This is a genomic window from Porphyromonas gingivicanis JCM 15907, assembly GCF_000614585.1.
Classification (GTDB): domain Bacteria; phylum Bacteroidota; class Bacteroidia; order Bacteroidales; family Porphyromonadaceae; genus Porphyromonas; species Porphyromonas gingivicanis.
Genome location: NZ_BAKX01000001.1, coordinates 188,106 through 210,912, shown reverse-complemented (window position 1 = coordinate 210,912; position 22,807 = coordinate 188,106). Strand labels below are relative to the sequence as shown.

The window sequence follows — 22,807 nt, the reverse complement described above, 5'->3', positions numbered from 1 at the left end:
GTCCTATGATTGTAGATTAATGTCCTCTACCTCTTGTTTCAAAAGATTGAAAATCACTCTGCGAACTACCCTTGCTAAAGTTGCTAAACCTATATATGAAATGGAGCATTACATAGCGTCCTAATACATTGGTTCGACTATCCACGACATTGAGAGCGGTGGCAGATCTTGCAATACCTGTTTCACTACCCAAAAGGTCGTAAGCCTTGAGACGAAGGGTAGCTTTTTTATTGAGAAATGTATAGGAAAGTGCTGTATTCCAAAGCCATTCATTCTGATTGTACAGAGCCTCATAGCCCGAACGTGTACGGAAAGTGATGTCCGACTCCAATTTTGCTCCCCAAATTAAGTCTACAGAAGCATCTGCCCCCATTTGGTAACGCCAAGTGTTTCGTTTCTTTTGATCGATAGTGTTCGTAGTACCCATATATTCGGAGGAGGCGTTGAAACGAGCATAAAAAGCCCCACGAGCATAAGACAACTGCATAAGAGGGGCAAAGGTCCAGGTATTAGCCACATTTTCTCGCTCCTCAATAAATCCTTTTTGATGCGCAAAAGAAACACGTCCTCCGAGATTAAGCGTAACAAGGGGAGTGAAAAAAGGCATTGAACTAATTATAAACATCCGCCACGAGGCATTACCATCTACGTTACGGAAGCGTATTGTCTGCTGTCCCGAAGTCGCATCAAAGGACACAGAGGAAGCTACATCGTTCAAAGTATAAGAGGCTCGAGTAAAGAGGTTGAAAGCAACTTTAGTTTGAGGGTTATAAGTACGAAAAGAAGAGCGTACTCTATGCGTAAGAGAGGGAGCTAAATTGCTATTTCCCTCTGTTATTTGTAAAAGATTGGTCGGATCTGTAACAGGCATCATCTTATAGACATCGGGCATATCGGTATCTGCTTGATAATTCAATCGCCATGTTGTCTGCTTATTAGGACGTAGGGTTAAAGCAACTTTAGGCGAGAGGTTAAACTCTTTCTTCTCAATCGAAGCAAGTCTCCCCATAGGGAAGTCTGTTTTCATTTTTATAGGCTCTATCCCCAACCCTATGGTAATATCATAGAGCTTCGCTCGCTTTTGCAAATGCAGACCAGCATTATAACCCGATAAAGTATTGACGAAAGAGGTAGCATACTGCTCTTCAAAATGTGTAAACTGACCGTCAGAGTCTGGTGTGTACACCTCTCGAACACCCTGACGCCTGTCATTCTTCCATGCCACATCCCCTTTCAAGAAAAAACTGCGTCCCAAAGGCTCCACATAAGAGAAGCGCATCGAATAGTTTGTACGATGTGTCAAGTCATTTTGCTGAAGCCGTAACATTCGATTAAGAGAAGCATCCAAATTATTGATAAAAGAAGAAGTATAGGTCCCTTCCCTACCAGTATGAGTATAGTTAGTATGGAGTTGCAAACTCACTACCCTTCCCTCTTCTGAGAGTTTACGACTTACATCTAAAGTACCTCCTGCCTCAAGACTATTACCCTTTGCATAACTATTTACTTCAGCTTGACTCAGCTCTTTATGAAGGGCATCGAAGGTTTTCGTTTCCTCATTACCCTGTTCTGCAGAATTACCCCAGAAGAAATTCGGTTGAAAAAGAACCTCTGTCTTGCTATCAGGCTTGTAGGTAAAACGCAAATTAGTTCCTATGCCATGCTCTTGTGTACGATGATCTGCCCCTTCTTTAGCAAAAGTGTTGTTTCCACGAGGACGGATGTATTCTATCGCGTTCTCAGCTTGAATCACCTTGTCCGAATAGCCATAGCGAGCATTACCCTCCACTTCTACATTTTTATGCAATGCACGTGCTATATCTATAGCTGTAGTGGCGGAGGTAGCAACCCCTTGTGGAGTCCGTCCTCTGGGGCGCCCACTCCGCCCTCTTTCAGCGACAATATCACTCATTCCCTTACTATTGGTATTGTTTCCTCCAGCTATTAGGGTTAATCTATTGGCTCCTGAAAAGTTATTTAGTGTAGCATTTGCCTCAAATCGATTACGAGTACCATAGCCAACAAAGGCATTGCCAAAAAGTCCTTGTTTATATTGTGGTTTGAAAGATAAGTTTAGCAAAGTTTCCTCCTCTCCATCATCAAACCCCGACATACGAGCCGCATCTGTGCTTCTGTCAAGCATCTCAATCTTATCAATAACCTCTGCTGGAAGATTTTTAGTAGCAGCCTTGGTATCTCCCAAAAGGAACTCTTTACCATCTACCATTATTTTCTGAATCGTTTTGCCATTGATTACAATACTTCCCGACTCATCTATTTGGGCTCCTGGCAGTCGCTTTATAAGGTCTTCCAGCGAGGCTCCACTACCCATACGATAGGCATTAGCATTGAAAACGAGCGTATCTCCTTTCATAGTCATATCTGCACTACGAGATTCTATCACTACAGTAGAGAGCTGTTTACTATCTTCCGAGAGACGGATATCTACTTCTTTTTGGTCCGAAGGTATGCTTACAGAGCCTATATACTCCTTATAGCCAATGTAGCTAATGCGTAGACTATGACTCCCAGCAGGGAGGTGAAGCAAGGTAAAAGCTCCATATATATCGGTTGAGCTACCTGCCAACTCTCTTCCCGAAGCATTCGTTAAGCGCACGTTTGCCCCTATCAAAGCCTCTCCTGTGTGTTCATCAAGCACCTTTCCTCGCAGGACAAAAGAGTTTTGAGCATACCCCACTCCTGAATTATAAAAAAGCACAAGAAGCAAGGATATGAAAAAATACCTTGCCACAATAACTACTCGAGTTATTTCTGTTCTATTCATTTCCAACTTATTTTCCATTATTCAAAACGTTGGACAGCTCTTTTGGAGCAATGTTTAATGAGTATGCCTATTTTTAGTTTTATTATTCCTTTGCTTTTCTCTCTGCTTAGAGAGTACTCCAGAGTCTATTAAAAGGGCGAATGTTAGCTCTTAAATTAAGGTCCTAATAGTCTATACTATTGGTGCTAATGATTGAAAAAGCTCTTTTTTGGAAACTATTCTCTTAACTTTGCACCTACAAAAAGATGCAAAAACGATGCAGAAAACTCCCAATTTGGTGATCGTAGAGTCACCTGCTAAGGCAAAAACAATTGAAAAATTTCTCGGTAAAGAGTACAAAGTTCTCTCCAGTTATGGACACATACGAGACCTAAAAAAGAAGTCTTTCGGTGTGGATATTGAAAACAATTTTCGCCCCGATTACGAAGTTTCGGAAGAAAGGAGGATGTGGTTCGAGAACTCAAAAAAGTAGCCGACAGTGCCGATATGGTATGGTTAGCATCCGATGAAGACCGAGAGGGAGAGGCCATCGCTTGGCACTTGTACGAAGTGTTGCAAAGAGCGGGTAAGCCGACTAAACGCATCGTTTTTCACGAAATAACCCCTCAAGCTATTAAAAAAGCCATTCAAAACCCCAGAGATATAGATATTAATCTTGTTGATGCTCAGCAGGCTCGGCGTGTTTTGGACCGTGTGGTGGGTTTTGAGCTATCTCCTCTGCTTTGGAAACGTATTAAACCTTCTCTTTCGGCAGGTAGAGTACAGTCTGTAGCCGTGCGTCTAATCGTAGACAGAGAGCGAGAAATACGTTCTTTTCAGAGTGTTTCCTCTTACAAAATCTCTGCTGACGTAGTTCAAAGCAACACACAGCAAACCTTCGACATAAATGCTAAGCAAACCTTTGCGAATAGCATAGAGGCTATTGATTTTATCAAACGGAATGCTGGTAGCAAAATAGTAGTACAACGCATTGAGAGCAAGCCTGCCAAACGCACCCCCTCTGCACCCTTTACCACCTCAACTCTACAACAAGAAGCTGCGAGGAAATTGGGTTTTTCGGTAGCGGTAACGATGCGAGTAGCTCAAAAACTCTACGAAGAGGGACATATTACTTACATGAGAACGGACTCTGTCAATCTCTCCTCTCTGGCACTCAATAGTGCCGCCAAAATCATAAAAGAGCAGTGGGGCGAAAACTACCATCAATACCGCACCTATAAGACAAAAAGCAAAGGGGCACAGGAGGCGCACGAAGCAATACGCCCTACCTATTTAGAGAGAGAGACGATACAAGGGACAGCGCAGGAAGAGAAACTATACGCCCTTATTCGTAAACGCACCTTAGCCTCTCAAATGGCAGATGCCTCTATCGAACGCACCCTAATCTCTCTTGAGGCTGATAAAACACGCGACTCTTTCACGGCAGAAGGCGAAGTACTTACCTTCGATGGCTTTCTCCGCCTGTATAACTATGTCTCCGACACTGAGGAAGATGAAACAGAAAAGAGTCATCAGCTTCCCCAACTCAAGGAGGGGGAGCAACTTGACTTAGTCTCTCTTACAGCAAGTGAACACTATTCCTATGCACCTCCTCGCTATTCAGAAGCAGCTTTGGTGCGCAAAATGGAGGAATTAGGTATCGGTCGCCCCTCTACCTATGCCCCCACTATACAAACCATTCAAAATAGAGAATACGTTATCAAGGGCACCGAAACAGGCGAGAAGCGTACCCATAAGGATTATATATGGATAGCAGACGAAAGCCCTTCAGAAGAACCTCGACTTCAAAAACGCCAAGAAAGGACAGGAGGCAATAAGGGCAAACTTATCCCCACCGATATAGGAGAGGTAGTCAATGACTACTTGGTAGAATACTTTCCCAAGGTCATCGACTATAATTTCACAGCTCTTATTGAGGAACAGTTCGACCTTATTGCTGAGGGAAAGGTGGTCTGGACAGAAGCTCTCGCACACTTCTACTCGCTCTTTCACCCCTTAGTGGAGCAAGCCCTTGACTCCCACTCTAACAGCGACAGAGGGGAACGCTATCTAGGCGATGACCCCACAACAGGGAAGCCTGTGTTTGTTCGCATCGGACGCTTTGGGGCACTCGTACAAATCGGCAAGGGAGACGAAGGAGAAGAGAAACCTCAATATGCCTCGCTATCTCCTAATTTATCGCTCTCTACCATTACATTAGATCAAGCCTTAGACCTTTTCAAACTACCTCGAGTATTAGGAGAGTTTGAAGGCAACCCTATCAAAGTTGCAATAGGACGGTTCGGACCTTACGCCCAACATGCAGGGGCTTTTTTCACTATCCCCAAAGAGTCTAATCCTCTGGAAATAACTTTAGAAGAGGCTATCCAAATCATTATCAATAAAAGAGAAAATGAACAAAAGTCTCTACTTAAACAGTTTGCTGAAGATAGCACGCTCTCCGTTCGAGATGGACGCTTTGGGCCCTATATTAAACAGGGGAGCAATAACTACAAACTGACCAAAGAGCAGAAAGAGCGAGCTGGTAACTTGACCTACGAAGAGTGTTTAGAAATTATCAAGAGTCAAGGCTCCAACACTACAAAAAAGGGAACAAAGAAAAGTACCTCCAAGAAGAAAACGACATCTAAGAAGTAATTTTCAGCCAAAAGAGCATAATCGTGAGCACTGATTGATGGAACCTCAACGTTTTTTTTTGGATATCGCCTTCCAAGGAGCCTCCTATTGTGGATGGCAAAGACAACCCAATGGGGTATCTGTGCAACAAAAGATTGAAGAGGCACTGCAAATACTGTTCAAACAAGAAGTCTCTATTGTGGGAGCAGGTCGTACTGATGCGGGGGTAAATGCCTTCTCACTACCTGCTCATTTCGACCTTCCTAAAGGTTGCGAAGCCAATCCTTATCGATGGATAAAAAGTCTCAATGGAATACTCCCCCACGATATTTTCATCCGCTCTATAAAACCTGTTAGGGGGGATGCCCACGCTCGATTTTCTGCTACAGAACGACACTACCTCTATTTCATTGCAGAGGAGCGAGACCCATTTAATCGCGAATATATTATCCCCGTACGCCCTTTTCCCAACATAGATAAGATGAACGAGGCTGGACGATACCTTCTGGGAACGCACGACTTCACAAGTTTTAGTCGCCTGCATACCGATACTCACACCAATATATGCACCGTAACAGAGGCTTTTTGGGAACCATCTGCTTATCCTGGCACATGGCAATTTTCTATTAAAGCCAACCGTTTTTTACGCAATATGGTACGTGCCATAGTAGGTACACTTTTAGAAATAGGCAAAAGCAATCTTCATCCCGAAAGCATCTTAGAGATCTTAGAACAAAAAGACCGCTGTAAAGCGGGGGCATCCGTTCGTGGAGAGGCTCTATTTTTAGCCCACGTGCATTATCCTGACGATATTTACCTGTAAGTTATCTTCCCTTTCTTCAGAACCTATTTACTCCTCTTGCTTTGTACACTCTCTCTTCAAAATTTTAATTCCACAAGGTAATTACTATTTTTGTGGGGTAAAGAACTAATACATTAAATAATATAGTCTATGTTTTCAGGTATTGTAGAGGCTGCAGCCCGTGTAGTTGGGCTCGTAAAAGATGGAGGTAACCTCCACATCAGACTAACCTCTCCTTTCACTCACGAACTTAAAATTGACCAAAGCGTAGCTCACAATGGAGTTTGCCTAACGGTAGTAGAATTAGAAGGAGACGAATATGTCGTTACAGCTATTCAGGAAACGCTTGACCGTTCCAATCTCGGCGTTTTAAAGGTGGGAGACTTAGTCAATGTAGAGCGTAGCATGAAAATGGATGGTCGTTTGGACGGACACATCGTACAGGGGCATGTAGACTGCACCGCCCAATGTGTTGCTCTTAGAGATGCCGATGGTAGCCGTTATTTCAAGTTTGAATATAATGTTGAGTCTTCCATGGCTCGCATGGGCTACACAACAGTAGAGAAAGGCTCTGTCTGCGTAAATGGGGTAAGTCTCACCGTGTGTAACTCTACCAACAATAGCTTCGAAGTTGCCATTATCCCTTACACCTTAGAGCATACCAACTTTTGCCGTATAGAAGAGGGGTCTGTCGTAAACCTTGAGTTTGATATCATCGGTAAATACTTAGCTAAACTCAAGAACTTCGACTAAAAGTATGCAGCCTCAGGAGCTTTACCAACTATTTTCCCAGCGACAAAGTGATCGTCGTTTCGATCCTAATCGCCCCATTCCCGAGGAGATTCTCACACGTATTTTAGACAACTCTCTACTGGCGCCCTCGGCATGCAACGAACAGCCTTGGCAAACCGTTGTGGTTACAGAGCCCGAACTTGTAAAGAGGGTAGCTCAAGCCGCACGTAAAGGTTCGCTGGGGCAAAATAAATTCATCGAACAGGCGCCTGTACATATCCTCCTTGTAGCCGACCCTCCCTCGCTATTAGCGAAGTTTGGTGGTAAAGTGCGAGGAGTAGATTATGTACAAAATGATTTAGGCATATTTACCGCTTATCTTACCCTTGCAGCAGCTGCAGAGGGTATTGGTAGTTGTATCATCGGGTGGTTAAATGGAGGAGCAGTGTCTGAAGTACTTGGTATCCCCAAAAATAAAAAAGTCTTTTTAGACATCGTATTGGGCTATTCATTAGATCCTGTCCGCTCCAAAAAGCGGAAACCTAAAAGCCAGCTACTACACTTCAACAAGTGGTAGTAAGAGCTGTTTAACCGATTAATCAAAAATCTATATCCCTCACCCTCAGAGATCTTAACATTGTCTCTGAGGGTATTTTTATTCTCATAGACAATACAAAAAATCGTTCCAACCTTTATAAGACTATAATACAATAGAAGAAGACTACTGCACAATAACGCAACGAGTATAGCAGTAGAGAATGACCTCAAAAAAGATTTTGTCCCCTCACTCTGAAGCTATAATGGTTTTTAGGGAAAGGTATAAAGGTTACTCTGCCAAGCATTATACCTTTTGAACATTAGCCTATATGGTTGAAGAGGTCAGATATATGTTCATCAAAAAGGTTGTATAACCTCTGCCCAACACACAACTCCTCTCTCAAAGTAAACCCTCTATTATACGCATAATAAGCTCTGCAAAAAGAATAGTTTATCACAATAAAACTATTAACTTTGCATTCCCGAGGTTCTCCGGTGGGAAGCCTTGTAAAGATTATAGTATATCCAAGATGATCAATCGTACGCTCATTCGCATCCGTGTGCTACAAGAGCTTTTTTCCTACTACCATACAGAGGGAAAGAAGCTACAACAAGCCGAAGTACAACTTACCCTATCTATTCGCAAAACTCACGACTTATATCTCTATCTCATAGACTTAGTTCCAGCACTTACGCGACTTCACGCAGAACGTGTAGAGCGACGTAAAAACAAGTTTTTCAAAAGCAAGGAAGAAGCTACTCCCAATATGCGTCTGGTAAACAACCGACTGGCTTCTCATATTGCAGCGAGTGAAGAGATGAGCAAACACATTCAAGAAAATGGCAATTTGTGGAATACAGATACTCGCCTATTAGGTCTTCTTTTAGACGAAATAGAGGGTAGTGAGCTTTATCGTACCTATTGCAAAAACGAAGAAGACACATTCCAAACAGATGCTCGATTTTGGATATCGGCTCTGAACACCTATACGTTCAAAAATGCTCTCTTGGACGAATTTTTAGAGTCCATGTCTATCTACTGGGATAGCCCCTATGCAACAGTAGAAAAGATAGAAGTCGAAGAGCGCCCCGATATAGAGACGGTAGACAATTTGGTAGACTCGTTGCTCGGCAGTGAAATGTACAAAGCCAACCGGCTCACAACCTCTCCAGTAGAGATTGAAAAGGAGTTTGCCGTAAAAACCTTGCGTAAGGCTTCGGAAGAGAAGCCCATGGATGCGACTCTTTTTCCTCTATACAAAGATCAAGAAGATGCTACTCTACCTCTCTCCCTGATGAGAGCCACAGTGTTACACGGAGATGAGTTGAAAAAAATTATTGATACGAACCTCCACAATTGGGAAATGGACCGTGTTACCGATGTCGATATGATTATCCTACAAATGGCTTTAGCAGAGCTACTCACATTCTCCAATATTCCCGCGACAGTAACACTAAACGAATATATCGAGTTAGCAAAAATCTACTCTACCTCCGATAGTGGCAAGTTTGTAAATGGCGTATTAGACTCTGCCCTGAAGCAGCTACAAAAAGAGGGACGCATCACTAAAATATAACAAGTGGCAAGGTTGTTTCGCAAAACAACTGCTTATCTTTCTTTTTACAGAGAGAGCCAAAGCTCCCAACAAACCTACATTTACAGATAAGAAAAGATACATTCAGTTCAAGAAAAGGAGATTATGATTCGTTTTCTCTACGGTATATATTATTGGCTAATAGCTGTTCCTCTCTTTGTTATCTGTACTATTATTCTTTCTTCAGTTATCGTTATAGCCTGTTATTTAGGCTTTCAAAAATGGGCAGGTTATTGGCCTGGTACTCTATGGTCTCGCATTGGGTTATCTCTATTCCTTTGTCCCATCAAAGTAGAGGGCAAGGAGAATGTACCTAAAAATGAAGGACCTTTTGTTGTTATGGCTAATCATCAAGGAGCATTCGACATTCTAATGATGTATGGCTACCTATCTATCCCCTTCCGATGGGTTATGAAACAGGAACTTCGCTCCGTTCCATTTATGGGTAAGGCCTGCGCTGTAGCTGGGTTTATATTTGTAGATGAGAAAACCCCCTCCTCTATTAAGGAAACAATGAACTCTGCTCGGAAGGTTTTATCTGAAGGCACTTCAATATTTATATTCCCAGAAGGGAGCAGAACCAAAGATGGCAAAATACATCGTTTCAAAAAAGGGGGCTTTGTTATGGCTTACGAATTAGATGTCCCCATTATCCCTGTAACGATAAACGGAGCTTTTCGAGCACTCCCTCGAGGAAGTTTTTTTGTTCGCCCCACACGACTAAAATTAACCATCCACCCCCCTGTTGAAATCAACCGAGAAGAACCTTTTCCAAAAGGTATGCTTGCCACAGTGCAAAAAGTACAAGAGACTATCGCGTCTGCAATAGTATAAGGTTGATACCTTGTAAAAATATATTGACTATAATGTTTATTGTAAGAAGAGAGATGGATCTTTACAGAGAGTTTCTTCTATTAATCTTTCCTACTGTTCCTCTGAGACTCTCTTCTTTTTAGTTGCACAAAAAAAAGATTCAATACCCGAAGCTCCCCCTCATATAAAGAGATTAAAAAGAGCATATCTAAACTCCAAGCAACGCCCTCCAATGGACTAAAAGTATCGAATAAGTACTCTCAAAGCGACTAAAGCGGAGACTTATCTAAGAATTATTGACCTTTTTACGTTTTATATCAAAATAATTGTTGGTATTTTTAGAAATATGACTACTTTTGGGGTAAGGAGTAGTGCTCCTTCCTATTCCTATACATAAACGTGATTTTGATAGGAGTAGCGGTGAATGTAACCCATCGAAGAAGAATTATTTAAATATAAAAACTTGGAATATGAATAAGACAGAATTTATTGCAGCTATTGCTGAAAAAGCAGGTATCACAAAGGTAGAGTCTCAGAAGGTTGTTGCAGCTTATACTGAAGTAATCAAAGAGCAAATGCTCAAGGGAGAGAAAGTTGCAATCCTTGGTTTCGGAACATTTTCGGTAACAGAACGTCAAGCTCGTACAGGTATCAATCCTCAAACAAAGAAGCCTATTACAATCCCTGCACGTAAAAGCGTTAAGTTCAAACCAGGAACTGAGTTGTCGTTAGACTAATATTCTACCCCTATTTCTCGCAAGAGAAATACTTTTTCTAACAAAAAGAGACGCCTCGATGAATGTCGAGGCGTCTCTTTTTTATGTGCATCCCTATAATTGGACTATTAGGATAGATAATAAGTTACCTCAATCTGGGAATATCTGCTCCAAAAGATAGGAAGACAAAGTGGGTGGTAGATACGTCAACTGGAACATTCATTGCTTCTCGTATACCTCTTATAAAGCAGTAAGTGCATCAAAGAATATAAGAGCATAGATTGAGGACTACACTATAGAGAAAAGTGGATTATAACAAACTTCTTTTTACTTTCCTATAGACTGTATTTTGCTGCGTACCTTATCCGAAAGTTCCAAGAACATATACCCTGGTTGCTCTTCTCTTATCATCAAACTATCTGCAACATATTTATCAGAAGCATATTCTATGGACTTTTGAAAAGTGATACGAGACATCTCATTTTGCGACTTACCCGTAAAAAGAGAGTCTATTGCCTCATCGGGAAAGTAATCATCAAAATCAATATTTCCAATCATAGAAGTCTCCAAAAAGAGTTTATTTTCATGACGCTTATCCGTGTAGAAACCTACAAACATATGCCCAGGTTTCAGTACTAATATAGGGTCAATATTGATAGCACGCAAAAGAGAAGCAAATAGGACAGAACCATCTACACAATTAATTTGGGAAGTAGAGAGAGCATCTTCCAAAGATCTAACTCTTTGAGCATAAACCACATTACTCCCCAAGCTACTATTCGAGATTGAACTATATTTAAACTGACGTCTCTGAAGCACATTCCAAAGGCATATACCTGCCGTACAACAGCCGTTGAATCACTCTGATAACCTAAGAAACGATTTACAATACGAGTATTCAAAGCCTCTCTGAGTACTTTGTCAATCAACGGACTATCTTCATTGACATAAGCAGCAAAAAAGATAGGTGTATTGACAAACTGTCTTCGTTGCTTCTCATCTATCCTATAGTAGCCGTACATACACTCGTTAATACTTCGCATCGAGAAGGTGCGCACCTTTAATGTTGATGCTAAATTATCTGAGATAACTGTTGCCACAATACTCATAGGAGTAGGCTGTTGAGACTCTCGTAAGACATCGTACTTCCAAACAATTTCAGGGTAAACGGTGTAACTTTGTCCTTTTTGAGGGAGGACAAATTCTGAAACAGAATGATAGGAAAAAGGAGTTTCGGCTATTTCGATACGCACATGCGAATTGTGTTTACGTGCCTCCATCCTAATCCCGATACCAGACTTCGGATTACCCAAATAAGGCGTATGAGAAGGCTCTATAATAAGTTCGTTCGAGGTTGCAAGTGATATAATCGAAGAGGGAAAAAGATTGCCTCCGAGTTCGTCCGTGATTTCAAAGTCACTCGAATTATTTACTCCCCTAAGAAAAAGGTATCCAACGAACATGAGTAGCAAAAAGCCTAAAATAATAAATACATCACGCTTATTGAGAGCTACATAAATCCGTATCATAATAATTTGTAACCTTTAGAGTGTATTCCTCTTTCTCGCCAATGAGATTCTATCCTTTATAGCAAATTGGAGAGTTCAGAGAGTTCTTTTCGCTTCTTAGGAGAGAACTCTAATTGATTTTGGTCGCTTTTATCTCTTCTTCCCAATGCTACGGCAAAGAGTACACTAAACTTATCATCACCCAAAATTTTAGTGTAGGCTTCTCTATCTATACCTTCCATCGAAGTAGAGTCTATTTCCATATAGGCACAAGCACTCAATAAAACCCCCAAGGCAATATAGGCCTGACGAGCCATCCAGTTCTTTACGACCTCATCACCCAAGGGAGCTAATCGCTCTCTATAATAGGACTCAACGGTAAGACCATTTACCCGTTCCGACTCAAAATCGGCTACTTTATCATAAATAGAAAAAACGATCAAATGGCTACAATTAAGCACTTTTTCGGTATTATGCATAGAAACTTCAGATAACTGTTGTTTCAACGAAGCAGACTCCACGACTGTAAAATGCCAAGGTTGCGAATTAATCGAAGATGGAGAAAGACGTAAGATTTCCAACAATTCGTCTATGGTAGCCTTTTCTAACCGCATAGTTGGGTCATAGGCTTTAGTTGTATAGCGTTTCTGAAGAAAAGGTAGAAAAGTTTTCATGTCTCAATTCACTTTATTTTGTATGTTCTTTTTAATGTAAAGGCAGACTACAAACCCCACTAACATGCCTAATAAGATTCCTAGAGTATCTGCCAAAAAATCGTAAATATCTCCCGTTCGTGAGGGAATTACATAATGCTGCAAAAGTTCGGTCACAGCTCCTATGAAAAGAGGGTATAAAAGTTGTCCTTGCCAGCGTATAGGATGCTCTCTTCGCCTATATGTGTAATGAAAAATATATTCAACCCAAAGCAACAAAGAAAGCCCTAAAAACATCAAAACGTGTGCTACTTTATCAGAAATAGTTACACCAACTTTCATCTCTGAAGCAGGTATCAAACAAAGAACCAGTACTATCAGTGTGTACAAAAGAGTCCCCCAGTAGTGTCTTATATTTATACCGATCAAACGCATAATTCAATATTTTAGAGTACTCTACAAAAAGATAAAGAAGCAAAGAAGTATCAGGGAACAAACTTTCAGTCCAAAAAGAAAAGGAATTGCAGAGGACAAAACTCTCTACAATTCCTTTGTGTTGTTCTTCCCAATCGAGGGAATTCTAATATTCAATAAAGACATGACCTTCTCTTTCGAGAAGATAGCCTCATTAAAGAGTATAGAGAGAGCTTATAGACTCATGACTGGAAACTCTCTTAATGGCCAGAGCAAAAAGATCTGCTACGGAGAGTACTTTCACTTTAGAAGACTTCTTATTATAAGGAATAGAATCTGTGAAGATCATTTCTGTGAGAGAAGACTTCTCAATATTCTCAGTAGCGGGGTCACTCATCACTGCATGACTCGCCAAGCACGTACACTACGAGCCCCCTCCTTAATCATCAGGTCTGCGGCCTTAGTTATAGTACCAGCAGTATCTACTATATCATCAATTAGAAGTACATCCTTTCCATCTACCTTACCGATGAGTCTCATCTCTGCCACTTCATTAGCCTTTAAGCGAGTCTTGTGACAAATAACCATAGGTACCCCCAAATGGCGAGCATAACTGCTGGCTCTCTTTGTTCCTCCAACGTCTGGAGTAGCAATTATCAAGTTTTGAAGGTCAAAATTAGATTTAATATGATCCATAAAGACAGAAGAAGCGTAGAGGTGGTCTACAGGCACATCAAAAAATCCCTGTATCTGATCGGCATGGAGATCCATAGTAATCAAACGAGTAACGCCTGCTGTACTCAACAAATCTGCCATAAGTTTAGCTGCGATAGATACACGAGCTTATCTTTTCTATCTTGACGCGCCCAACCAAAATAAGGGATAACAGCAGTAATATAGTGAGCAGAAGCTCTTTTGGCCGCATCTATCATAAGGAGAAGCTCCATTATATTATCCGCTGAAGGGAAAGTAGACTGTACCAAAAATATATCCTTACCTCTAATAGTCTCTTCATAAGAAACGGCAAACTCTCCGTCAGCAAAGTGCTGAGTGGTCATACGTCCCAAAGGACATCCGAGGCTTTTACATATTTTCTCTGCAAGATACTTGGACTGCGTCCCTGCAAAAACGGAATAAGATTTTTCGTTCTCCATTATTTATGAGTATTAAAAAGTAAATCTCTTGTTATATTCCCTACTAAGAATGTGAGTTATCTATTTACTAGTGCAAAAGTAACTTTTCCTATCGAAACCAAGAAACCTCTCGGAGAAAAAGCACCCTATTTAACGCATTGCTAAACCCCTCAAATCAACTTTCTTTCGAAGCTTTTTGTCCTGTGGGTGGTAATAATGGAGTTTTCAAAACTCGGGGAAGTTCGTGTTCCGCTGAAAAAATAGGTGCTATGGCTATTAAATCAAAAGGAGAGCGCCCATTCAATCTTTCCAAAGCCTCTATGGTACTTCTCAGTTGAGGAATACGACCTGCGAAGAGAAAGCGAGAGGAGAAATAAGGACTGGTCTCCAACTTTTCAATAATCACTCCTCTACTATTGGTACTGTGCATCATAGTAATACTCTCTCCTTCGACCTCTATAACGAGGGCCACATGCCCCACGCGATTACTTTTCCTATTACGCCCTTTAAAAAAAAGTAAATCTCCAGGACGAGGCGACTTTACTTTCTCAGTTATTTGTGCTAAATCACTCGACGAGCCTGACATATGAATATCAAAGCAAGAGAAGATATAACGCACATATCCCGAACAGTCCATAGGCCATGAAGAAGGACCTCTATACCGATAAGGTTTACCCAAAAACTTTTTACCCAAAGCAATAGCATCATCTATAATAGAACCCGTGGGAGGAATACTATGATAAGCATATGCTTTGCAGTCAGGAGAGGGAAGATAGAGTCCCGAAGAAGAGTACACCGCATCATCGTAGGAAGACAACGTAGAACGAGTAGCTCTTGCCTGCTGTACACGACAGCTCGAAAGAGAAAAGATAGCTCCCAAAAGAAGTACCATCAATAAGTGGGAGTATCGACCTTTAGTAATTCGACAACCTGAATTCATAGCCATTTACAGATTTATACAGAGTCCTTCAAAGGCAGCATCTGTGTTTGGAAACTCTTCCCTTGCTTCTTGCAAAAGAGCATCCGATGATTCATATCTACTTGAATAGTGTCCTATAAGCAACTTTTTAACCCCTGCTTCTCGAGCTATAGTAGCGGCTTGACGAGCCGTACTATGTGCTGTGGCTTCGGCTCTATGGAGCAAATCGTCTCCAAAGGTAGTTTCATGATACAAGAGATCGACACCTCGTACCAACTCTATAATAGGGGGATAGTACTTGGTATCGGAACAGAAAGCATAGCGCCGTGGGGGAGGACCTATTTTAGTTAAATAAGCATTAGAAATCACCTCTCCCTGATCCGTAATATAATCTTTGCCTGCCAAAAGATGTTGATAGTAAGCAATAGGAACTTTATAGAAATCAGCAGAGGGTTTATCCAAATGACGCTCAGCACATTTCTCTTCAAAAAGGTAGCCTATCGTAGGAATACGATGACTCAAAGGAATAGAATAGACCTTAACCGAAGCATCTTCGTGTACTAAGGAATGCGTACGACAGTCACACTCTCGCACCTCTATTGTAAACGGACAATCGGTCAAAAATCTCTGTTCTATCTCACGCACATAATCTTTTATCCCCCACGGACCATATATGGGTAGAGCAGCCAAACGCCCCAACAAAGCCATCGTAGAGAGGAGACCTGGCAAACCAAAACAATGATCGCCATGAAGATGAGAGATATAAATACTATGGATTTTAGAAAACTGGAGTTGGGCTCGACGGATCGAGAGTTGTGCCCCCTCACCACAATCTATAAGATAAATCTTACCTCTAAGATGCAATGCTTGCGATGTAGGATTATGTCTTGTGGTAGGAAGGGCTGAGCCACAACCTAATATATGCAGGTCAAAATTTTCCATCCTTCACAAAGATAACACTTTAGCTATAATATAAAGAGCGTCATCTATGTTCATTTCCTTACAGGTCAAGATATGCTGAAGGGTAAGAGTTAGACAGGGAATAGACTATACATGTCAAGAAGGAATTCTACACGTTTCGAAAGTCCTTTTTGGACACATCTAAAAAAGGTTGTCAGCACATCTAAAAAGCTCTCCTCAACAAAAGGTACTTTACAAGTAGCTCTGAGAGCAACTTCTGCGAGAGGTCTAAAGGACTGCTTTTAGGGACAAACTTTGTATCTCATAATAAAAAAGCAAGTAAAACTTCTCGCTTTTGGTCGATTTTCGTCTCATTAATTTATCAAAAGATATAATCAATAACTAAGAACTCCTAGAGCAATGTTTCAAAAAAATAGAGGGGCAACTTCTCTCACGAAGCCTGCCCCTTAATACGTAAAAAGCTTTTTCAACCTCTATGAAAAAGTTATTTACTTCTTCCTCCTGTTTTAATACTGAATAGGCTTATTATAGCGTTGATTAAACTCTGCCTCTGTCATCGTCACCAAACGGACAATATCAATTATGGTACCAATACCGCATAAGCCTGCCGTTAGTAGGTACAATACCCCCATACCCACATCATTCAAATAAAACCTATGTATTCCCAAAGAACCCAAGAAGATGGCAAAAAGAGTTGCCGTGCTTTTTTCTTTCATCGTTTAATCTATTTATTATCTAATCTGTTTATAGTCTAATCTGTTTTTACATACTCCACTACATTCATTCTTCCAAAAGAGAGTTTTTATTTCCTCTCATAAAGGGGAGCCACGGTAGCCTCAATAGCCTCATGGGTAAGGTCTCGTGCCACAATAGTACCATCAGGAGCAACCAACATAATTTGAGGGATACCTGCTATACCATAAAGTTCAGTAGCTACATTTTGACTATCTATAAGCTGTGGCCAAGATATTCCCAACTCTTCGACAGCTTTGAAGTGGTCTTCTTGATTACGTTCCCAAACGCTAATCCCCAAAACAGCAAGCCCTTTATTTCGATACTTATCGTACACCTTTTTCAAGAAAGGCATCTCGCGTCTACAAGGGCCACACCAAGAGGCCCAAAAATCCACCAAAACATACTGTCCTTGCCCCAAATAGTCTCCGATCATAACTTTATTGCCCTCCTTATCGGTACCTTCAAAGTTAATAAACTTCTTTCCAGGCTGTGTATTTTCTAAATTATCTAATGTCTTTTTAATACGAGCCATACGAGGCAAAGCCAAAATATCGGGCGAAGCCTCCTGCAACAAGGCATGAAAAGGAGACATTTCCTCGGTAAAAGAGAGAGCAAATTCCAAGCCAATCCCTCCCACTTGCGTATCCTTATGAGCTAAGAAAAACTCCTTGGACTGTTCGAAGAGTTTTCTATGCTCTACTCCACTTTTCAATGAAGAGAGAATACCTTGTATAAAAGAGGTTATCTCCTCATTGGTAATTGTTCCAGTTATCACACCTAAATCATGATTATAGAGTAACTCTCCCTTTTCAGGTACAAAATAAGTTTGCTGGTTACCTACTAAAAATTGTAGTAAACGTGCCTTTTCTTGAGGAATAAAAGGCATCTCAAAATTGGTACTCTTGATGGTAAGACTATCTATTTTCTGGTCGTCCTGTACATCATAAATGTAAGCTACCGAGCCAACAAGTTCTTGCGGAAGTGTAGCTTTAATAATGTTTTTTTTACCGCACGAAGTTATAAAGAGGGCTACTACAAAAAGTAGCAATGCAGGAATAGATATTTTTCTCATTTTGCTATGTATATGTGTTATGACGATTACTTTATCTTTTCGGTAGAGAAGCCTTTACATATATCGGATGGTACGTGAGCGACAATCCCCCATCTGAATGCCAATAAAGCTCTCTGTAACGACTTTCTAACTGTTCTAACGCTTCACGAGAAGTAAGAAGAGAGGGAGTATTGTTTTTCAAAAGCTGCGTTACGCCAGTTTCTTTCAAATGGCGAAAAAGGGTCAATAAGTTAGGAAAAGCAAGAGGAATCTGCTCCTCAAAAAGAGTAACTTCATAAAAATGCCTATGCATAAAATCTCCAATCTCCTCCATCGAAATATAATCCAATCCTCGACCTGTCAACATTCTTAATTCGTAAAGATTTCTTTCTCCAAAGGTAGAAAAAAGTAGCATTCCAACATCCTTTAACATGGGAAATATTTTAGACAAGTACCCCAAAGGATCTGAAAACCATTGTAAAGTAGAAGCAGAAGCTATGAGATCGAAAGAGTTTAACAAGTGATAGGGCGTTACCTCTACCGCATCGCCCACCCACAAAGAGGGCTTCTTATCTCCAAGAGGGGATAATTGCTCTAGCATAACACTGCTCAAATCATTGATATGCCAATGGGTAATATGACAACGCTCCTCCAAAGCTCGAGTCAAAAGACCCGTACCACAGCCAAACTCATACACTTGCTCCAAAACAAGTCTGTCAGGAAGTAGAGAAACTAATCGGGAGGCTACCTCCTTTTGCACGACAGCGGACTGCTCATAACTCGAAGCTGCCCTACTAAAAGCTCTATTAACACGATCTCTTGGTTGCATTTTCTCTATCGGTTAGGACAATTCAGACCATGAATTAATCTTATGGAAGAGATAATGATCCTCTTCAGGATGAATTTCTACCTCTACTCCAACTCTATTCCAATAAGCTATCTGATGTTCTGGTGGCACTATCCTATCTTTAAGAGGCACATGAGCACGAGTCCAAAAAGAAGTTACCTCCACGACTGAAGTATCTTCCGTCTGTCCCACGTGTTGTACACGTTCCAACTCTTCTCGTATCTCTTCAGTCGGACGTTGAGCAAGAGAATTAAAAAGATGAACTAACCTTTTTCCTCCGCACATCCTGCGATTGAAACGCTCTCTATTCTCCTCGTTCAAGCTGGCAAGAGTAGCATCAAAAATAGCATTAGGAATACCATACTCATCACTTCTCTGCAATGGTGTGCCTGCAATCGCAATAGCCTTCACTAAAGGTGGTAATTTTTGTTGCAAAGCAAGGCGTTGTGCCGCCCATACACCCATAGACCAAGCTAAGAGAACGACCTCTTGATAAGGAGAAAAATCAAAAGAAAAATCGTCATTACGATAATCCCCAATCACCAAAAGGTCAAATCCCTCGGGTATAGCAATATGCTCTATCGAAGCAGGAGTCATAGCCCAGCCATTGAAAAAAAGAAGCAATCGAGAAGTCGAAGCTACCGAAGTAGGAGAAAATAATGTGGCACGCATACAAAGGAAATTATCTACGGCGTAATAAATCTATCAAAGGAAGTAAATCTTCCTCTCGCATAGTAGCTGTTAGCGACAAACGAATACGTGCTGTGCCTTGAGGAACTGTTGGATAGCGAATAGGGCGCACCTCAAAACCACCCTCTTGCAAAATAGTAGCCACACGACAACACTCCTCATTACCTCCTATCAGAAGAGGCACTATATAACTATTCCCAATCGTTGCGCAATCTATTTCTTTTAGCCAAGTGTGTACAGATTGAGCAATGCTATTGAGTTTCTTCCGCTCTTCTACAAATGTAGGAAGACGATTGAAAAGAAAACGACTCCAGGCTATTGTAGCTTCGGGAAGCATGGTAGAGAATATCAAGGAGCGAGCTTTATTGATAAGCCAGCGTTTCAACGCTGTACAAGTAGCCACATAAGCTCCCATGCTATTCAAAGCCTTTCCAAAAGTACCTATAAGTATATCTATATCCTCCAAAACATCTTGCTCCTCTGCCACCCCATATCCGTGCTTGCCCACTGCTCCTATAGCGTGCGCCTCATCTACATAGAGTAACATCTGTGGATATTTCTCTTTCAGAGCTACCAGAGTTCGGAGATCTGTCTTATCTCCATCCATACTGTAAAGACTTTCTACCACGACAATAGGAGTTTTAGTCCCATCTACACGAGATAATAGTCTCTCCAAATGCACCCAATCGTTATGACGGAAACGCTCAAAGGAGGCTTCCGACAACCTAATACCATCTATTATACTAGCGTGTACCAACTTATCGGCCAATATATGCACTCCTCCTAAAGAAGAGAGGGCTGATAAAATAGCCGTATTGGCATGGTACCCACTATTAAAAAGAAGAGCAGATTCCTTTCGTAAAGCACGAGCGATCTCTTCCTCAAAAAGAGATGCCAAAGAGTAATTTCCCAACAATAAACGAGAAGAGGTACTTCCGTGAGGAACAGCATAGACAGGATACAACGATAGAAACTCTCTGCGTAAATCCTCTCTCTCTACAAGTCCTAAGTAGTCATTACCCGATAAATTGAGGCGTAATTGTCCCTTGACTGAACAATACTTTCCATAACTCTCATAATGTCGTTCCAGAGATCGAGAAGCTTGGATACTATCCAAATACTCTAACTCTTGGGAGACACGGTACAGTAAGGAGTTATTTTGCTCTTTCATAAGTAACGCAAATGTACACTCTTTCTCGCAAATCACCTTAGATGCAAGTTCTTAACAGGAAGTATTTCTCCACATAACTCTTTTAGGATTAACCCATCATAGAAAAGTAGCTTACTCTTTCTTGCTTGAAGTTCCACAACTCTCCTCGGGGCCTAAAGGTAGATTTCAGAAGATTGTTTGAGAGTTCATCTGAAATTATTATACACTTCCAAATAGGTCGAAGTAATTACTGTAAGTTACCTCAGCTATCTCTTCGATAGGTTTGTTATAGGCTTGAGCAATTTCGTGCAATGTATTAATGATGTAGGAAGGTTCATTTCTCTTTCCACGATGAGGAGTAGGAGCTAAATAGGGAGCATCTGTTTCGACCAGCAATCTTTCTAAGGGAATTTGAGTAATAAAATTACGCAAAGGAGATTTCTTGAAAGTGATAACCCCATTTATTCCGATATAGAACGAGTCAAAAGTAAGTAGTTCTTGTAGTTCCTCTTCGCTTCCAGTGAAACTATGAAAGACTCCTTTCAAAGCAGTCTCTCTGTAAGAACCAATTATTTGCGTCATCTCTCTGTGTGCCTCTCTTGTGTGTACAACAATAGGGAGGTGATAATATAAGGCTAAATCAATTTGGCCGTGTAAAGCTTCTTGTTGTTCTATATAATAGGTTTTATTCCAATAATAGTCGAGTCCAATCTCTCCGATGGCGACTAGTCCCTCCGGCTTTTGTGCCACGAGCTGGACGATGGATTCAATATCTTCCCGATAGGAGGGCGAAATAGAAGTAGGATGTATACCGATAGCAATGTCAGTTAATGAGGGGAAACGGCTACGCGTATCAAACAGAGCAGAGAGCGACGTCAAGTCAATGTTAGGTAGGAGCATCTTACAAACTCCACAGAGCGATGCTCGAAGCATCATTTCTTCTCTATCTTCGTTGAAGGCTTCTTCAAATATATGGGTATGAGAGTCAGCTATACGTAGCATTATTTTCTTAACTAAACTAAAGAGAGCGTTCCGCCATTTTACGAATAAAATCTTGAAGGATTTTCATTGCTTTTAGATCCAAGTTATTGATAGATAAAAGTCTTTTCTCCGCCCTTTCAGAATAAAAAAGTATCTCTTTTTGAGCTAATTGACCAATTTGATAGCGGTCATAAATAGCTCGGACTTCTTTGTACTTTTCCTCTCTTGATGCTATACAAGCAAGGGCTTCTTGTAGCGCATGCTCCTCGTTGCGTGCAACAGCTTCTTCTTGGGCTTTTATGAGTAGCCAAGTCTTCTTATTCTCTTCGATATCCCCTCCAATAGGTTTTCCGAATACTTTTTCATCGCCATACACATCCAAGAAGTCATCCTTTAATTGGAATGCAATACCCATATCAATTCCCACTTGATACAGAGCTTCCACAGTGCTAACAGAGGCTCCACCAATGTAGCTCCCTATTTGTAATGCTCCACCTAAAAGAACAGCTGTTTTGTTTTGTATCATCTGCATGTATTCTTCCATTGCCACTCGGTCTCTACCTTCAAACTCCATATCCCACTGCTGACCTTCCATAATACCAATGGATATATTGGTAAAATAGCGGACCACCTGAGGAATAAATTTTTCAGGCGTTTGCATTAGAGCTTTGTAGGCTAAGGCAAACATAGCATCGCCCGAAAGGATGGCAGAAGAAACACCGTATTGCGCTGGTATAGAAGGGCGACCCCTACGTAAGGAGGAGTGATCCATAACATCATCATGCAAAAGAGTAAAGTTATGGAATATTTCTAAAGCAATGGCAGCAGGCAAAGCCTCTTCCATAGTTCCTCCTACCATTTTATTACCCAGTAGGGCAAGCACGGGGCGAAGGCGTTTACCACCTCCTTCTAAAGTGTAGCGTATAGGCTCATAGAGTTTATCAGGATCATTGTAAGAGGACAAAAAGTCAAACAAGTACTTCTCTGTGACCTGAGTCAATGTGGTAATATCTGAATGCATAAGTGTCGAACTTTGGAGGGAATATCTTTTGAAGAATAAAAGGTGATAAAGAGAGAAATGGAAAGTAAAAAGTAGAGGGAAAGCTCTTTTACAATGAACTTTCCCTCTACTTTATTACTTCTGAATAAGACTACAATTAAATGTTTCTCCTCTTAACAGTCTTATTCGTCACCGTTGTTGTCCTTAGG

Annotated in this window: 18 protein-coding genes and 3 pseudogenes; 7 read left to right on the top strand and 14 right to left on the bottom strand. The window is 41.1% G+C overall.

The features are described 5' to 3' along the window. Positions 1-16: 16 nt before the first annotated feature. Positions 17-2,785, bottom strand: coding sequence for a TonB-dependent receptor (locus JCM15907_RS00950; protein WP_159099884.1), 2,769 nt, complete (start codon positions 2,783-2,785; stop codon positions 17-19). Between the two features lie 256 nt (positions 2,786-3,041). Between JCM15907_RS00950 and topA the strand changes: the two are divergent. The 7 genes and pseudogenes from topA (at position 3,042) to JCM15907_RS00915 (ending at position 10,617) form a co-directional block, all read left to right on the top strand. Beyond that, positions 3,042-5,422 (top strand): annotated as a pseudogene (gene topA, locus JCM15907_RS09950) (type I DNA topoisomerase). A 37-nt stretch (positions 5,423-5,459) separates the two neighbouring features. After that, the gene (gene truA / locus JCM15907_RS00940; RefSeq protein WP_025842350.1) at positions 5,460-6,224 is read left to right on the top strand and encodes a tRNA pseudouridine(38-40) synthase TruA; all 765 of its coding nucleotides are present in this window, start codon (positions 5,460-5,462) and stop codon (positions 6,222-6,224) included. Positions 6,225-6,353: 129 nt separating this feature from the next. Next, positions 6,354-6,956, top strand: a complete 603-nt coding sequence (locus JCM15907_RS00935; protein ID WP_025842349.1) for a riboflavin synthase — start codon at positions 6,354-6,356, stop codon at positions 6,954-6,956. Positions 6,957-6,960: 4 nt separating this feature from the next. Further along, positions 6,961-7,512 carry a nitroreductase family protein gene (locus JCM15907_RS00930; RefSeq protein ID WP_025842348.1) on the top strand — a complete coding sequence of 184 codons (552 nt, stop codon included), beginning with the start codon at positions 6,961-6,963 and terminating at the stop codon, positions 7,510-7,512. 490 nt (positions 7,513-8,002) lie between these two features. After that, a complete protein-coding gene (nusB, locus tag JCM15907_RS00925) occupies positions 8,003-9,049 on the top strand; it encodes a transcription antitermination factor NusB (RefSeq protein ID WP_025842347.1) in 1,047 nt (348 codons plus the stop codon). A 123-nt stretch (positions 9,050-9,172) separates the two neighbouring features. Continuing rightward, entirely contained in the window at positions 9,173-9,901 is a 729-nt protein-coding gene (locus JCM15907_RS00920) for a lysophospholipid acyltransferase family protein (RefSeq protein WP_051522308.1), read from the top strand. Positions 9,902-10,335: 434 nt separating this feature from the next. Beyond that, positions 10,336-10,617 (top strand): HU family DNA-binding protein, encoded by a 282-nt coding sequence (locus JCM15907_RS00915; RefSeq protein ID WP_262498458.1) that lies wholly within the window; start codon positions 10,336-10,338, stop codon positions 10,615-10,617. Between the two features lie 306 nt (positions 10,618-10,923). Here JCM15907_RS00915 and JCM15907_RS09945 read toward each other — a convergent pair. From JCM15907_RS09945 to JCM15907_RS00850, 13 genes and pseudogenes are all read right to left on the bottom strand, one after another. After that, a pseudogene (locus JCM15907_RS09945) lies at positions 10,924-12,125 on the bottom strand (hypothetical protein). 56 nt (positions 12,126-12,181) lie between these two features. Then, positions 12,182-12,778 carry an NAD(P)H-dependent oxidoreductase gene (locus tag JCM15907_RS00905; RefSeq protein ID WP_025842344.1) on the bottom strand — a complete coding sequence of 199 codons (597 nt, stop codon included), beginning with the start codon at positions 12,776-12,778 and terminating at the stop codon, positions 12,182-12,184. A gap of 3 nt (positions 12,779-12,781) precedes the next feature. Then, positions 12,782-13,099, bottom strand: coding sequence for a VanZ family protein (locus JCM15907_RS00900; RefSeq protein ID WP_159099883.1), 318 nt, complete (start codon positions 13,097-13,099; stop codon positions 12,782-12,784). A 286-nt stretch (positions 13,100-13,385) separates the two neighbouring features. Continuing rightward, positions 13,386-14,325 (bottom strand): annotated as a pseudogene (locus tag JCM15907_RS09940) (ribose-phosphate pyrophosphokinase). Between the two features lie 154 nt (positions 14,326-14,479). After that, positions 14,480-15,244: a C40 family peptidase gene (locus JCM15907_RS09935; RefSeq protein ID WP_242396739.1), complete on the bottom strand. Its 765-nt coding sequence runs from the start codon at positions 15,242-15,244 to the stop codon at positions 14,480-14,482. A gap of 6 nt (positions 15,245-15,250) precedes the next feature. Further along, positions 15,251-16,165 carry a ribonuclease Z gene (locus JCM15907_RS00885; RefSeq protein WP_025842341.1) on the bottom strand — a complete coding sequence of 305 codons (915 nt, stop codon included), beginning with the start codon at positions 16,163-16,165 and terminating at the stop codon, positions 15,251-15,253. A 485-nt stretch (positions 16,166-16,650) separates the two neighbouring features. Beyond that, entirely contained in the window at positions 16,651-16,860 is a 210-nt protein-coding gene (locus JCM15907_RS00880) for a TM2 domain-containing protein (protein WP_025842340.1), read from the bottom strand. An 86-nt stretch (positions 16,861-16,946) separates the two neighbouring features. Continuing rightward, positions 16,947-17,951, bottom strand: coding sequence for a TlpA family protein disulfide reductase (locus JCM15907_RS11920; protein ID WP_025842339.1), 1,005 nt, complete (start codon positions 17,949-17,951; stop codon positions 16,947-16,949). A 31-nt stretch (positions 17,952-17,982) separates the two neighbouring features. Continuing rightward, positions 17,983-18,759, bottom strand: a complete 777-nt coding sequence (gene bioC, locus JCM15907_RS00870; RefSeq protein WP_025842338.1) for a malonyl-ACP O-methyltransferase BioC — start codon at positions 18,757-18,759, stop codon at positions 17,983-17,985. 12 nt (positions 18,760-18,771) lie between these two features. Beyond that, entirely contained in the window at positions 18,772-19,449 is a 678-nt protein-coding gene (locus JCM15907_RS00865) for a DUF452 family protein (protein WP_025842337.1), read from the bottom strand. A 10-nt stretch (positions 19,450-19,459) separates the two neighbouring features. Next, positions 19,460-20,638, bottom strand: a complete 1,179-nt coding sequence (locus JCM15907_RS00860; RefSeq protein ID WP_025842336.1) for an aminotransferase class I/II-fold pyridoxal phosphate-dependent enzyme — start codon at positions 20,636-20,638, stop codon at positions 19,460-19,462. A 198-nt stretch (positions 20,639-20,836) separates the two neighbouring features. Beyond that, positions 20,837-21,619, bottom strand: coding sequence for a TatD family hydrolase (locus tag JCM15907_RS00855; RefSeq protein ID WP_036885288.1), 783 nt, complete (start codon positions 21,617-21,619; stop codon positions 20,837-20,839). A 16-nt stretch (positions 21,620-21,635) separates the two neighbouring features. Then, positions 21,636-22,619: a polyprenyl synthetase family protein gene (locus JCM15907_RS00850; RefSeq protein ID WP_025842334.1), complete on the bottom strand. Its 984-nt coding sequence runs from the start codon at positions 22,617-22,619 to the stop codon at positions 21,636-21,638. Positions 22,620-22,807: the final 188 nt, after the last annotated feature.

Excerpts from the sequence above, each read along its gene's own strand:
- JCM15907_RS00950 (WP_159099884.1), bottom strand. The coding sequence starts at position 2,785 with ATGAATAGAACAGAAATAACTCGAGTAGTTATTGTGGCAAGGTATTTT.
- truA (WP_025842350.1), top strand. The coding sequence starts at position 5,460 with ATGGAACCTCAACGTTTTTTTTTGGATATCGCCTTCCAAGGAGCCTCC.
- JCM15907_RS00935 (WP_025842349.1), top strand. The coding sequence starts at position 6,354 with ATGTTTTCAGGTATTGTAGAGGCTGCAGCCCGTGTAGTTGGGCTCGTA.
- JCM15907_RS00930 (WP_025842348.1), top strand. The coding sequence starts at position 6,961 with ATGCAGCCTCAGGAGCTTTACCAACTATTTTCCCAGCGACAAAGTGAT.
- nusB (WP_025842347.1), top strand. The coding sequence starts at position 8,003 with ATGATCAATCGTACGCTCATTCGCATCCGTGTGCTACAAGAGCTTTTT.
- JCM15907_RS00920 (WP_051522308.1), top strand. The coding sequence starts at position 9,173 with ATGATTCGTTTTCTCTACGGTATATATTATTGGCTAATAGCTGTTCCT.
- JCM15907_RS00905 (WP_025842344.1), bottom strand. The coding sequence starts at position 12,778 with ATGAAAACTTTTCTACCTTTTCTTCAGAAACGCTATACAACTAAAGCC.
- JCM15907_RS00900 (WP_159099883.1), bottom strand. The coding sequence starts at position 13,099 with ATGAAAGTTGGTGTAACTATTTCTGATAAAGTAGCACACGTTTTGATG.
- JCM15907_RS09935 (WP_242396739.1), bottom strand. The coding sequence starts at position 15,244 with ATGAATTCAGGTTGTCGAATTACTAAAGGTCGATACTCCCACTTATTG.
- JCM15907_RS00885 (WP_025842341.1), bottom strand. The coding sequence starts at position 16,165 with ATGGAAAATTTTGACCTGCATATATTAGGTTGTGGCTCAGCCCTTCCT.
- JCM15907_RS00880 (WP_025842340.1), bottom strand. The coding sequence starts at position 16,860 with ATGAAAGAAAAAAGCACGGCAACTCTTTTTGCCATCTTCTTGGGTTCT.
- JCM15907_RS11920 (WP_025842339.1), bottom strand. The coding sequence starts at position 17,951 with ATGAGAAAAATATCTATTCCTGCATTGCTACTTTTTGTAGTAGCCCTC.
- bioC (WP_025842338.1), bottom strand. The coding sequence starts at position 18,759 with ATGCAACCAAGAGATCGTGTTAATAGAGCTTTTAGTAGGGCAGCTTCG.
- JCM15907_RS00865 (WP_025842337.1), bottom strand. The coding sequence starts at position 19,449 with ATGCGTGCCACATTATTTTCTCCTACTTCGGTAGCTTCGACTTCTCGA.
- JCM15907_RS00860 (WP_025842336.1), bottom strand. The coding sequence starts at position 20,638 with ATGAAAGAGCAAAATAACTCCTTACTGTACCGTGTCTCCCAAGAGTTA.
- JCM15907_RS00855 (WP_036885288.1), bottom strand. The coding sequence starts at position 21,619 with ATGCTACGTATAGCTGACTCTCATACCCATATATTTGAAGAAGCCTTC.
- JCM15907_RS00850 (WP_025842334.1), bottom strand. The coding sequence starts at position 22,619 with ATGCATTCAGATATTACCACATTGACTCAGGTCACAGAGAAGTACTTG.